At 62.2% G+C, this 12067-nt stretch carries 12 protein-coding genes and 1 tRNA gene; 2 read left to right on the forward strand and 11 right to left on the reverse strand.

Features of this window, described 5'->3' with window-relative positions; all coding sequences use genetic code 11:
- Positions 1 to 424 precede the first annotated feature (424 nt).
- Positions 425 to 497 (forward strand) — tRNA-Arg (locus tag Bravens_RS04000).
- 93 nt (positions 498 to 590) lie between these two features.
- Here Bravens_RS04000 and Bravens_RS04005 read toward each other — a convergent pair.
- From Bravens_RS04005 to pdxH, 7 genes are all read right to left on the reverse strand, one after another.
- The gene (locus Bravens_RS04005) at positions 591 to 2285 is read right to left on the reverse strand and encodes a polysaccharide deacetylase family protein (RefSeq protein ID WP_062020511.1); all 1695 of its coding nucleotides are present in this window, start codon (positions 2283 to 2285) and stop codon (positions 591 to 593) included.
- A 147-nt stretch (positions 2286 to 2432) separates the two neighbouring features.
- Complete coding sequence (locus Bravens_RS04010) at positions 2433 to 3437, reverse strand: universal stress protein (RefSeq protein WP_062020512.1); 1005 nt, start codon at positions 3435 to 3437, stop codon at positions 2433 to 2435.
- An 89-nt stretch (positions 3438 to 3526) separates the two neighbouring features.
- On the reverse strand, positions 3527 to 4045 hold the full coding sequence (locus tag Bravens_RS04015; protein ID WP_061942025.1) for an HNH endonuclease: 519 nt from the start codon (positions 4043 to 4045) through the stop codon (positions 3527 to 3529).
- Positions 4046 to 4231: 186 nt separating this feature from the next.
- Positions 4232 to 5101 (reverse strand): C40 family peptidase, encoded by an 870-nt coding sequence (locus tag Bravens_RS04020; protein ID WP_062020513.1) that lies wholly within the window; start codon positions 5099 to 5101, stop codon positions 4232 to 4234.
- Between the two features lie 187 nt (positions 5102 to 5288).
- Positions 5289 to 6074 (reverse strand): C40 family peptidase, encoded by a 786-nt coding sequence (locus Bravens_RS04025; RefSeq protein WP_062020514.1) that lies wholly within the window; start codon positions 6072 to 6074, stop codon positions 5289 to 5291.
- Positions 6075 to 6233: 159 nt separating this feature from the next.
- Positions 6234 to 6905, reverse strand: a complete 672-nt coding sequence (locus Bravens_RS04030) for a metal-dependent transcriptional regulator (RefSeq protein ID WP_062020516.1) — start codon at positions 6903 to 6905, stop codon at positions 6234 to 6236.
- A 216-nt stretch (positions 6906 to 7121) separates the two neighbouring features.
- A complete protein-coding gene (gene pdxH / locus Bravens_RS04035) occupies positions 7122 to 7796 on the reverse strand; it encodes a pyridoxamine 5'-phosphate oxidase (RefSeq protein WP_082791025.1) in 675 nt (224 codons plus the stop codon).
- 78 nt (positions 7797 to 7874) lie between these two features.
- Between pdxH and serC the strand changes: the two genes are divergently transcribed.
- Positions 7875 to 8993 (forward strand): phosphoserine transaminase, encoded by a 1119-nt coding sequence (gene serC / locus Bravens_RS04040; RefSeq protein WP_019175738.1) that lies wholly within the window; start codon positions 7875 to 7877, stop codon positions 8991 to 8993.
- Positions 8994 to 9777: 784 nt separating this feature from the next.
- Here the strand turns inward: serC and Bravens_RS04045 are convergent.
- From Bravens_RS04045 to Bravens_RS04060, 4 genes are all read right to left on the reverse strand, one after another.
- The gene (locus Bravens_RS04045; RefSeq protein ID WP_062020518.1) at positions 9778 to 10287 is read right to left on the reverse strand and encodes a DUF456 domain-containing protein; all 510 of its coding nucleotides are present in this window, start codon (positions 10285 to 10287) and stop codon (positions 9778 to 9780) included.
- Complete coding sequence (locus Bravens_RS04050) at positions 10274 to 11257, reverse strand: DUF3027 domain-containing protein (protein ID WP_062020520.1); 984 nt, start codon at positions 11255 to 11257, stop codon at positions 10274 to 10276. Before Bravens_RS04050 ends, Bravens_RS04045 begins: the two co-directional genes overlap by 14 nt.
- Positions 11257 to 11625: a cold-shock protein gene (locus Bravens_RS04055; RefSeq protein WP_019175741.1), complete on the reverse strand. Its 369-nt coding sequence runs from the start codon at positions 11623 to 11625 to the stop codon at positions 11257 to 11259. Before Bravens_RS04055 ends, Bravens_RS04050 begins: the two co-directional genes overlap by 1 nt.
- Positions 11626 to 11841: 216 nt before the next feature.
- On the reverse strand, positions 11842 to 12063 hold the full coding sequence (locus Bravens_RS04060) for a hypothetical protein (RefSeq protein ID WP_062020521.1): 222 nt from the start codon (positions 12061 to 12063) through the stop codon (positions 11842 to 11844).
- Positions 12064 to 12067 lie beyond the last annotated feature (4 nt).

The following is a 12067-nucleotide window of genomic DNA, read 5'->3' on the forward strand; positions in this document are numbered from 1 at the left end:
TTCCGGCCCCCAGGAGAAGGTCGGCGCCCGCAGGAGCGGCACCTCGTCATTCCCCACCGAGCACTCCACTGCCCGCGGGAGCGACACCTCGTACACCCCAGAAACAGAAAAACGCCCGTTAGCAACAAAAACACCCGTTAGCCGTAAGCAGACTCCCCTTAGCCGGGATCTGCGGCTTAGCAACAACTGCTAAAGCGCAGATTCGTTGCTACCCGGTGGTAGCCGCCTGGAGGGTGCGAGCGCGGAAACCCCACCGCCCCACCCACGAGGCGGAGGTTCCCTGGCCACAGGAGCGGCACCTCGCACTGAGCCCGAGGTGGAGGTTCCCTGGCCCCGGGAGCGACACCTCGCACCGGGGTCGGGTGAGGGTGGGGACACCGCGGTGTCATTCGCACCTGCGATGTCCGCTAAACTGTTCCGCGTTGCCCCCGTAGCTCAGGGGATAGAGCACCGCTCTCCTAAAGCGGGTGTCGCAGGTTCGAATCCTGCCGGGGGCGCCGCGGAGCGAACTCTGCTCTGGTGGTCAAAAACTCGAGGAATCCATGTCGGATTCCTCGAGTTTTTGCACGTGAGAGCAGAAGGGCAAGCGGTCAGCTTTCCTTTTCCACGTACGGGTGTTCTGGCGTCGAGCACAGCTGACCGTGGTAGCCGCGGCAGAAGTACTCCTTGCCCGCTTCGAGCTTCATGTCCTTGAACATGTAGCCCACCGGCACCAGGTAGAAGCCCTTGTCCTGCAGGCCGGAGAAGATTCTGGGCGAAGCATCGACCGACGTCGGGTGGATGGCGTGCAGCAGCACAATCGAGCCCGGCTTGGTGTTCGACAGAGCCACCTGTGTTACGTAGTCGGGGTCGCGGTGCTGCCAGTCGAGGGTGTCGACATCCCACATGATGAGTGCCTTGCCGTGGTCGGTCTTCACACCGCCGGCCTTCTTGGCCTTGCCACCGGCCGTCGGCTGGTCAGAGCTGTTCTGGTCCGAACTGTCGCCCGACGGATTTCCAGCCGGCGATTCATTGCCCGTGGGCGCGCCGCTGCTCTCAGCCTGCCCCGTCGGTTCGGCGGTTGTCTTCGCACCAGCTGATTCGCCGAGCGTTCCGTCACCCTGCGTCACTGTGTCCAAGCTCTTGTTCGAAGCGCCGTAGGGCGGACGCAGCATGGTTGGGTACTCACCAATCGCGTCGTACACAGCCTTGTCGGTCTTGTCGATCTCCGACTTCTGCTTGTCAGCCGACAGCTTGCTCAGAGCAGGGTGCGTGAACGAATGGTTTTCCATTTCGTGGCCGGCTTCGTACAGCAGACGCGTATTCTCCGGCAGATTCTCCACATTGCGCCCAATTTCGAAGAACGTGGCACGCACCTTCGCTTCGTCAAGCGCATCGCCCAGGCGTTTGGTCAGCGCTTCGTCAGCCGGGCCATCGTCATAGGTGATAGCCGCACACGGCAGAAGTGCGCACGTGAAGTCAGGCAGGTACGGGTTTTCCTTCGCTTCGATGGTCAGGCCCTTGCCCAGCACCCCGGCGAGGTTCTTCCCGGATTCACTGAGCTTGTCGTCACCGGCTTCCTCATCGCCAACAGTGATCGTGTCCCCTGCGACAGCAATCTGACCTTCAACGCCTTCGGCTTTGATCGAGTCAATCGGCTCAGTGGCGTTGTTCTTGGTATCCGTCAGAAACTGCTGACTGGTGGTGGTGCCGCCCGCACGCACATCCAGCTGGGTAACGAGGAAATCGCCACCAGCACCGACGATGTGGGACTCCACGCTTGCTGCCGAACCACCACTGCCATCACTACTGTCCGCACCACTGGTCGGCTGTGAAGCAGCCTCTCCCCCGGCTTCACTGGGCTCACTGCCAGCAGTGCTGTCTGTGCCGCCCGCGCCGCCAGCACTGCCCGCATCAGAGGCTTCCGTGCTTTCACCCTCAGCCGACAGACCATCAAGGGCAAGGTATTCGGCTTCGTCCCAGCGCTTCTCCGGTGCAGTGACCTCCGGCTGGAAGGCCTTGCGACCCTTGAACGCGCCAGCTTCCTCCAGCGCTTTCAGAGCAGCCTCTTCCAGTGCCTCGTTCAGCGATTCCTGTCCCGGAATGCCGAACAGATTGACCGAAGCCTCCTGCGTCTGCACCGCGTAGCTGCGCAGGAGCCCCGGAAGTTCGTCCTTCACACGCTCGGCAGGAATCGTCACATCGTCCTGCGAAACTTGGGCTCCCGGCTTGTCACCGCCTTTGATGGCGCAGCCGGAGAAGACAAGCGAGGCCGCCAGAATGCAGCCAACAGAAGAAAAGCGCACAGCAAGTCCTACTGAAAATGGAGTATGGGGAACAGGAGTAACTGTACTCCTCGAAACTGAGACAGCCGACGGGGCTTCTGCCAGTCGGCTGTCCTTTTGCGCTCGCATCGCTCAGCTGAAAGCGCTCAGCTGAGCAATGCGACGACGTCAGTCGCGCTTCACGCTGACCACCATGGTTGGGCAGTGCGAGTACGGCAACACCGACTGCGAGGTCGAACCCAGCAGCAGACCGGCAAAACCACCGCGGCCACGCGTGCCGACTACCAGAATGTCCGCAGTGTCAGACGCACGGACCAGAGCTTCTGAGGGCTGGCCGTCCAGCAGCATCCAACCGACCTCAAGATTCGGGTGCTTTTCGCGTACAGACTTGCACGCGGCTTCGAGCTTTTCGGTTCCACGCTCGACGAACTTCTTGAGCTCTTCCGTGCTGGGCAGCCATTCCGGACCGACGATCGAGGTGGTGATGACCCCCATGACGGTCAGCGGAGTGCCGCGTTCCTCGGCAAGTTCGGCAGCCTTCCACAGCGCGGGCGATTCCTTGCCCATGGCGTCGACACCCACAACCACGCGGCCTTCAAAGTTCGGCCCTTCGATCGTTTCGGATTCTTCGTCGAACTGGAAGTGCGTACCGGCAGAGTCAGCCAGAGGGAATGACGACGTCTGCTTGGGCGCACGCTCCTGATCTTTCGACCAGCCGACGGGCACCACGATCGTCGGGCAGTGCGAGTGAGCAGGAAGCGCGGAGGACACGGTACCCAGCAGGCGGCCGGCAAAACCACCGCGGCCACGCGAACCGACAACAGCCAGCGACGCCTGCGCGGATTCGTCCACCAGAACACCCGCCGCGTCGCCGATCTCGATGACTGCTTCGACCGAAACACCGGCGCTCTTGACCTTTTCGGCCGCGGACTTCAAAGATTCGGTGACTGCTGCACGCACGGCGGAATCGTCAATCGGCACATAGGAAACGTCGATTGTCGCCGCGGCGACCGACGGGATTGTGTACGCGCCGACCAGTCGGATGGAACGGCCGGTGGCCTTCGCCTCGCTGACCGCGAAGTCGAGGGCATTGAGGCTCGCGTCGGAACCGTCGATGCCGACAACGATGGCCTGGGCGTCTGCGACGTCCGGAAGATTGTTCTCAGGTGACACTGCAGGTCCTCTTACATCGGTTGGCTCAGGCATGCGCCTGCTGATACTGCAATTCTATCGGCCAGCCCCGCAGAGTGTGCAGTGGCTCACTATGCGACTGAAGTCAGCTCACCATGTTCTGCCAGGTTGAGGAACGGCTGCCAGGCCGGTGCGGGACGCTCAAGATCGCGCAGCCAGCAGCTGCCATAGTCCGGCGGTCTGGGCGTCACCTGCAGCTGCCACCCCATTTCCTGCGGTGTTCTGTCAGCCTTGCGGTTATTGCAGTCGCGACAGCAGGCAACCAGGTTCTCCCACGTGTTCTGGCCACCGCGTGACCGCGGAAGGATGTGGTCGATGGTTCCCGCGGGCTTCCCGCAGTATCCGCATCTGTTGTGATCGCGCCGCAGCACAGCTTTGCGTGACGGCTGCGTCACCCTGCCCACTGGCGGGCGAATGTAGCGAGTCAGAAGAATGACGGCCGGCTGTTCAATATCGAGGTGTTCGCTGCGAACGCGAGCTCCGGAAGCGGCGAGGACCGTGGCGCGGCCCGCCAGAACCAGAACAACCGCTCGCTTAAAGGACACTACCGACATCGGCTCGTATCCGGCGTTCAGAACGAGGGTCTTCATCAGTTCCACCTAGGTTCAGGTCGTACTCGGCCAGCACGACGTGACGAAAACCACGCTACACACAACAGCGCCGGCGTCAACGACATCGACGTGAACTGCAGGTGTCGAAAGACCGCACAGACAGCAAAAACCCCGAGCTCTCAGGCTCGGGGTTCTCGTGAAAAATCAGATCACTGAAAGTGCAGATCAGAGAACGCGAATGAACTGTGCGCCCTGCTTGGTCATCCAGTCGATCGAACGGTAGCTGGTCTTGACGCGGGGGTTGCCGGCGTCGTACATCATGCCGTTGCCGGCGTAGATGCCCACGTGGCCGGGCGACCAGATGATGTCACCGGGCTTGGCAGCCGAACGCGACACGGTCTTGCCAGCACCCCTCTGCGCAGTCGAGGTGCGCGGCAGCTTGACGCCGACCTTTCCGTAGACGTAGCTGGTGAAGCCGGAGCAGTCCCAGCCGGAAGGCGAACTGCCACCGGAAACATACGGGGTGCCGACGTACTGCTTGGCAATAGCGAGGACCTGCTGAGCCTTGGGGCCGTCGGGCACCGAAACGGTCTTGGAGCCGCCGCTGGACTTCTTCGCACCCTTCGAAGAGGAGCTGCTGCTCGACTCCGATGCCGAGGTGCCGGTCGAGTTCGAAGACGAGTTGCCGTTCGAGGTGGAGTTCGAGTTCTGCTGAGCTGCGCCGTCAGCCGCGCCGTCACCAGCGGCGGGAGCTTCAACCGGAGCTTCCGGAGCCTTGGTCGCCGTCACGGGAGATGCGACAGCAGCACCGGCAACAGGAGCCTTTGAATCAGCAGCGTCAACCGTGAAGCCGGCCTGCGAAGTGGTTTCCGGGGCATCGCCTTCCGAAGCCTGCGCAGTTGCTTCGGCGTTGGCTTCACCATCGCCGAATTCGGTCGGGGCAACAGCCGCAATGACCAGACCACCCGCAGCGGCGGCAACAGCCGCGCGCTTGCCAAGAGCACCCGAGTTGGCGCTCAGAGCTTCTGTAATTTCAGTCAGAGGCGTCTTGACCTTGGTGTCGGCGGCGCGACGTCCTCGCTTCTTTACAGTCACGTGTTCTCCAAATCTTGTTCGCTGAGCCCTACCGGGCTTTCGCTGGCACTCGTCAGACAATAACGGACTTGCAACAGAAAATCACATTAAGGTCACGGAAAGTGAAAAATTCTCAGGATTTCCGCCAGAATTCTCAGGTTTCGGCGGCATTTTGGTCACGGCCAGACGCGCTTGTGTTGAGAAAGCGTCACAGAACGCGGATGTAGACGGCGTCGCTCATCCACGAAGTCGAGGTGTACACCGTGCCCTTGCGCTTGTTGCGAGCATCGACCATCTTGCCATCGCCGGCGTAGATGCCGACGTGACCGGGGTGCCACATAATGTCGCCGGGCTGCGCCTGCGAGCGCGGCACAACCTTGCCCGCACCCTTCTGCGCGCCCGAGCTGCGCGGCAGGTTCACGCCGACCTTGCCGTAGACGTAGCGGGTGAAGCCGGAGCAGTCCCAACCGGAAGGCGTGTTTCCGCCCCACACATAGGGGGTGCCCACGTAGCTCTTGGCGATCGAGACGACCTTCTGAGCCTTCGAACCCGAGGGAACCTCGGCACCGCCCGAAGACTCAGAGCTCGCGGCAGCGGCCTGAGAACCAGAGCCGGACTCGCCGCCAGCACCATTGGATGCCGAAGCAGCATCATTGGACGCCGGAGCAGGTTCGGGAGCCTTCGAGGCGGTAACGGTCGATACTTCTGCTGCACCTGCGAGCGGACCGTCTGCCTTGCCTTCGACAACAACCTTGTCCTGCGCCTTGAAGTCGTCTTCAGCGGGGGCTGCGGAAACAGCTTCTGCTTCGGCTTCATTACCGGGTTCCGAAACCGTGGGAACGGCAACGCTCAGAGCCAGTCCCGCACCGGCAGCCGCAACAGCGGCGCGCTTGCCGAGGACATTGGAGTCAGAGCGGAGGAGGTCCGTCAGATCAGACAGTGGGGTCCTGACCTTGGTGTCAGCCGCCCTGCGTCCGCGCTTCTTCTGAGCCACGTGGTTCTCCCTGAACGTCGAAATCCTGCGAAGTACAGAACGGAACGTTACACAACCGAGACCTAAAAGTCACATTTAAATAACGTCCAGGAAGCTGAGAGTCTGCGCAGAGCAGCGTTTATGCAGGTCAGAGACCTTTATAAAGTGGTGTAATTCCTGTTACACAACGATAACGAGGACGTTTTCAGCCATCTCGGAAGGCAGATCCAGCACCTCGTCATTCCCGGAAACAGCGAAAGTCACGTAGTCCCCAGCCACCGAGACCTCCACCTCGGCCCCCGGAACAACCCCAGTGCGCTCGCACTGGGCCAGCAGATCCTCATCCACCTGCAAAGGCTCAGCAAAGCACACAATCCGCACCCTCTTAGCACCCGCGCGCAGCGAAAGCTCAGAAGCCGGAAGCGCAGCATCATCAGCCTCAACATCCGCACCGGGAATCGGGTTGCCATACGGACTCGTGGTGGCGTCCGGCAGGATCGCAACGAGCTTCTCCGTGACCTCGTCACTCATCACGTGCTCCCAACGGCACGCCTCATTGTGCACCTTGGGCCACTCCAAGCCGATGACGTCAGACAGCAGGCGCTCAGCCAGGCGGTGCTTGCGCATAACGCTCGTCGCGAGCTCACGGCCCTCCGCAGTCAACTCCAGACGACGATCACTGCCGACAATCAGAAGACCATCGCGCTCCAAACGCGCAACGGTCTGTGACACAGTCGGGCCAGAATGGCCCAAACGCTCAGCAATGCGAGCACGCAGGGGCACGACCTTCTGCTCTTCAAGCTCCGTAACGGCCTTGAGATACATCTCCGTAGTGTCAATCAGATCCTGCATGCTTCTCCGTTCACCATCGAGTCCGAAGGCTGACTATACAAATATACGCACAGGCGTATACGTGGGGAGGCTCAGCTTGTTGCGGCTGCGGAGCGGTGGTCGGCGCTCGGTGGGCCTCTGCTTGGCAGGCCGACACCCAGCACTCCCCGCAGCGGCTTAGGGCTCCAAGCGGGCACTCACGGCTCCAGGCGGGCACTCACGGCTCCAGGCGGGCGCTCACGGCTCCAGGCGGGCGACCGACCACTGGGACGCGTCCGCCAAATCGGCTGGAGCGCCCGAACGACTGGTGAAAACGCACCGGTCGTGCATCCGGTTCTCCATGCCCTGCCAGAACTCGACCTCGAAGGGACGAAGCAGATACCCGCCCCACGTATCCGGCCGCTCGACCGGGCGGCCGGCAAGCTCCGCCTCGACATCCTGATAGCGCTTCTCAAGAACAGACCTGCTGCGCACCGGCTGGGACTGGTGGGAAGCGACCGCCCCAATCTGCGAACCGCGCGGACGCTGTGCGAAATAGGCATCCGATTCTTCCGGCGAGACCTTCTCGACAACAGCCCGCACCCGCACCTGGCGGCTGAGTTCGTGCCACGGAAACACGAGCGAGGCGCGCGGTGACTGCGCAAGCTGCGCACCCTTGGCGGACGTGTAGTGGGTGTAGAAGACAAAGCCGCGCTCATCAAAGCTCTTCAACAGCACCAGGCGGGCGGTTGGACCCGTATCATCCGCGGTGGCAACAACCATCGCGTTGGGTTCGCGCAGGTGGTCATGGGCGTAGTCGTACCACGCGGCAAACTGCTCAAACGGAGTCTTCTCAAGATGGTCAAGATCGTCAGCACCGTATTCAATGCGCTGCTGTGCGAGTTCGGCCAGGGAATCCGGGATGTCGATCATGTTCCCAGACTACCCGCGCGCCCACGGCGCGCACGGGGCCCGTCCAGCCAACGAGCCGGGCCTGACTACGATGACAGCGTGATCACAATTCCAGAAGAGCTGCTGCCCGCCGACGGCCGTTTCGGCGCTGGCCCCGCTCGCATTCGCCCCGAACAGATGACCGCCCTGGCAGACGCTGCCACAACCGTTATGGGCACCTCGCACCGTCAGGCGCCCGTGAAGAACATCGTCGGACGCATCCGCGCCGGACTGACCGAACTGTACAACCTCCCCGAGGGGTACGAGGTGGTGCTCGGCAACGGCGGTTCCACCGCCTTCTGGGACGCCGCATCTTTCGGACTGGTGCGCAGGAAGGCCGCGCACGGTTCGTTCGGCGAATTCGGAAGCAAGTTCGCCAAGGCCACCGACACGACTCCGTTCCTCGACGACTCCGCTGTTTTCGAAGCACAGCCGGGTTCGGTTGCTGTACCCACCGCGGTTGACGGCGCTGACGTCTACGCGTGGCCGCACAACGAAACCTCGACCGGCGCGGCCGCACCCGTGCGGAGGCCCGAAGGCATTGCCGATGACGCTTTGGTTGTCATTGACGCGACTTCGGCTGCCGGCGGACTCGACGTCGACATTGCCGAAACCGATGTCTACTACTTTGCGCCGCAGAAGAACATGGGCTCCGACGGCGGTCTGTGGATTGCCATTATGAGCCCGCGTGCAATTGAACGCGCCCGGTCGCTGAAGAGCTTCGGCCGTTGGATCCCCGCATCGATGGATCTGGTTACGGCCATTGACAATTCGGCGAAGAACCAGACGTACAACACCCCTGCCGTGGCCACGCTCATCATGCTGGCCGAGCAGATCGACTGGATCAACGGCAACGGCGGACTCAAGTGGGCTGCCGAGCGCACCGCGACATCGGCAGGTTTGGTCTACGACTGGGCTGAAAAGAGCGATGTTGCGCGCCCGTTCGTGGAAAACCCGGACGACCGTTCCAACGTCGTGTGCACCATCGACTTCGACGAATCCGTCGATGCCGCAGAGATCGCGAAGACGCTGCGCGCCAACGGCGTTGTCGACGTTGAGCCCTACCGCAAGCTGGGCCGCAATCAGCTGCGGATCGCCACCTTCGTTTCGGTTCCGCCGGAAGACATCAAGGCACTGCTCGACTGCATCGACTTCACGCTCAGCGCTCTGCGCGGCTGACGCTGCAAACACAGAAATGGCGAGGCTCCCAATCTTGGGGCCTCGCCATTTTTGTTGCTCTAAAGACGGGGTTTCTGCAATCTAGGTGGAATATTGAGGCAAAAACGCACGGATCGCCTCGTTCTTTCGACTAGACGGCAGAGTAACTTTTGGCACCCGGAGGCACTCGCAGGACGAACTACCGGCCTGCCCACACACCCGTTAGCAACAAAAACACCCGCTAGCCGCAAACAGACACCCCTTAGCCGGAATCCGCGGCGTAGCAACCACTGCTAAAGCGCGGATCCGTTGCTAACCGGTGTCCCCCTGAAAAGTACGAGGCACCGGAAGGGTCGGGACGGACCCTGCAGGGTCGAAGGGACGAGGCGCCAAGAGAGTTGGGCACGCACCACCGGCCGGGTTAGGCCCCACCCGCCACCGGCACTCGCAGGACGAACTACCGGCCTGCACACACCCGTTAGCAACAAAAACACCCGCTAGCCGCAAGCAGACACCCCTTAGCCGGAATCTGCGGCGTAGCAACCACTGCTAAAGCGTGGATCTGTTGCTAACCGGTGTCCCCCTGAAAAATACGAGGCGCCGGCCTGCTCACACACCCGTTAGCAACAAAAACACCCGTTAGCCGCAAGCAGACACCCCTTAGCCGGAATCTGCGGCTTAGCAACCACTGCTAAAGCGTGGATCTGTTGCTAACCGGTGTCCCCCCCTGAAAAATACGAGGCGCCAAGAGAGTTGGGCGCGCGCCACCGGTTGGGCTGGGCTACACGCCGCCCCCGCCTCCGGCTCACACAGTGGTGAAATGCAAGAACGTGCCGATTGTCAGCGACACAAAAGCCGCACCGGCACACAGAAGCTCAATGCCCAGCCCGATGCCAACGGCAACGAGGGTGCCCTTAGTGGTCTGCAGCGCTTCACCGGCAGTCGAATGCCGCACCCATTCAGCAATGAACAGGCCAACCACAAAGCCGACGAGCAGCCCCGGTCCAGGCAGAACAAACATGCCGACAACAGCACTGAGCGCGGCTATTGCAATGACCCGGTTCGGCACCTGAAGCTTCTTCAGCCGATTTCCCGTCAGCACCCATGAGGCCGTTACGCCGATGACTGTCATGACGATCCCGACCGCAGCGCATACCCAACCCGCGGTCGAGTTCACCGCAACACCCCAGCCGATCAGCACAGCCAGGTTCAGCAGCGACCCCGGAAGAACAGGCACGATGATGCCGGCACACCCGATCACCAGACCGACAAACGCTATGACGGTCGCCCACACCTGGGCGTCAGCGCTCAGCATCATCGCCTGCGTTCGAGGCACCAGCATCTGCCGAGGTGCCGGCATCTGCCGAGGCGCCACTCACCTCACGGCCCGACTCGTCATCCGAGGCGCCGTCACCACCCGAGGCACCGGCATCCGCCGAGGCGCCACTCACCTCACGGCCGGACTCATCACCACGAGACTCACCAACGCCAGCCTCACCAACACCCGCAGCGACCATTTCGAAGTCTTCGTTGCGGTCGTCGATGACGGGTTCGGCGGTGTCGTCGTCGTGTCGGCGGACGTCAGTTTCAGAGTGTGCGCCGCAGCCGTTGCTCAGTGACACCACACGCCCGTCAAACGGCGATGCCGCGTTGGCGCACAGCCCAAACTGCGTGCGCACCGACCCGGCAATGGGCATAAGGAAACCGCATGTGCGGCACTTGGCAGACGCCTCGACCGCGTATTCGGAGTCCGGCCCGGAATCGGATTCGGCCCAGCGGGCAGCAGCAGCTGCAATGCCGTCGCGTGACAGCACGCGCTTGCGACCCAGACCGAATTCAAAGTTGGGGATCTGGTCGATGTTGTCTTCAGGTTCGACCTTGACCTGCTCAAGTCCCAGTTCAAGGTTCGGATCGTTTTCGAGCTTCGGCAGGACATCGCGAGCGCCGATGTCCGACGGGCGCAGCCTGTCCTTCCACGGCACCCATTCCGGTGCGACAAGCGCATCTTCGCCGGGCAGCAGCGCTGTTTCCGAGACCGTGACGGTCTCAGACCCGGGCACCAGCGCCAGAATCGCCGTCCAGTACCAGCCCGGGTAGCCGGGTGTGCGGCATTCGAAGATGTGGGATGCGACGTAGGCGCCTTCGGCAATAACACCCAGGTGCTCGCCGATAGACGATTCGTCCGTCATTTCGGCAATCGCTGCGCGCGCAGTGTCGACCGCCTGAGCCAACGTGGGGTTGATCTCCCCCAGCGAGGCCCTCCATTCGGCGTAGCAGCTGGTCATCAGCCCTCCAGATCGTCGGCTACGTGGCGCAGAACCTCAGCGACTTTCGCGGAGAATTCCGCGTCCGGGTAGCGGCCCTGTCGCAGTCCAGCCAGCGTGTCATCGAGCATCGAGATGACATCTTGAATCATATCTGCCGTCTTCTCCGGGTTGGGGCGCACGCGCGGCGGAGCGTCCAGCAGTCGTGCGCGCAGCACCTGACGGCCGCGGCGGGAATCCACGATGTCGAAGTCGAGGCGGGATCCCTTGTGCACGGTCACGCCGTCGGGCAGCGACGACGAATGCATGAAGAACTCTTCGCCGTCGTCTCCTGTGACGAAGCCGAAGCCTTTGTCTGAGTCGAACCACTTCACGCGTCCAGTGGGCATTGTCTGTCCTTTTCTGTGCGCACTCGCGTGCGCGTCTGTTGGTCTGCTGCGGGCCGAACCTCACGAGGTGCCGGTCAGCTCCGCTTGTCTGTTGGGGTGTGCCTGGGAGGCTGGGCGGGCGAGGTGCCCGCGGGTGTTCTTGTCTGCTCTGTCCGCACCGGGTTCGGCCGGTCTGTTCTGGCCGGTCTGGCCGGAGCGCCGGAGTGAGTGTGCGCTCTAGGTGCGGCGGCGGAAGATCGCGGTGATCAGCCACGCCAGGAACAGGATGAACGATGCACTTGGGGCAATCATTCCCACCCAGGTCAGAATCTTCGATGGGTGGCCGACGGTCAGGCCCTGCACAATCACCACGACAAGGGCGCTTGCGCCCAGCAGCATGAGCGCAAGCGCGGTGATCAGCGTCCACGATGTGCGCTGTTCGTTCGTGCTTGTTGTCACTGTG

Source organism: Brevibacterium ravenspurgense (assembly GCF_001584615.1).
Lineage (GTDB): Bacteria > Actinomycetota > Actinomycetes > Actinomycetales > Brevibacteriaceae > Brevibacterium > Brevibacterium ravenspurgense.

What these genes read in the sequence shown, in the direction of transcription:
- Bravens_RS04015 (WP_061942025.1), bottom strand. Translation starts at nt 4,045, where the DNA reads ATGAAGACCCTCGTTCTGAACGCCGGATACGAGCCGATGTCGGTAGTG.
- Bravens_RS04050 (WP_062020520.1), bottom strand. Translation starts at nt 11,257, where the DNA reads ATGACCAGCTGCTACGCCGAATGGAGGGCCTCGCTGGGGGAGATCAAC.
- pdxH (WP_082791025.1), bottom strand. Translation starts at nt 7,796, where the DNA reads ATGATCGACATCCCGGATTCCCTGGCCGAACTCGCACAGCAGCGCATT.
- Bravens_RS04045 (WP_062020518.1), bottom strand. Translation starts at nt 10,287, where the DNA reads ATGCTGAGCGCTGACGCCCAGGTGTGGGCGACCGTCATAGCGTTTGTC.
- Bravens_RS04055 (WP_019175741.1), bottom strand. Translation starts at nt 11,625, where the DNA reads ATGCCCACTGGACGCGTGAAGTGGTTCGACTCAGACAAAGGCTTCGGC.
- Bravens_RS04030 (WP_062020516.1), bottom strand. Translation starts at nt 6,905, where the DNA reads ATGCAGGATCTGATTGACACTACGGAGATGTATCTCAAGGCCGTTACG.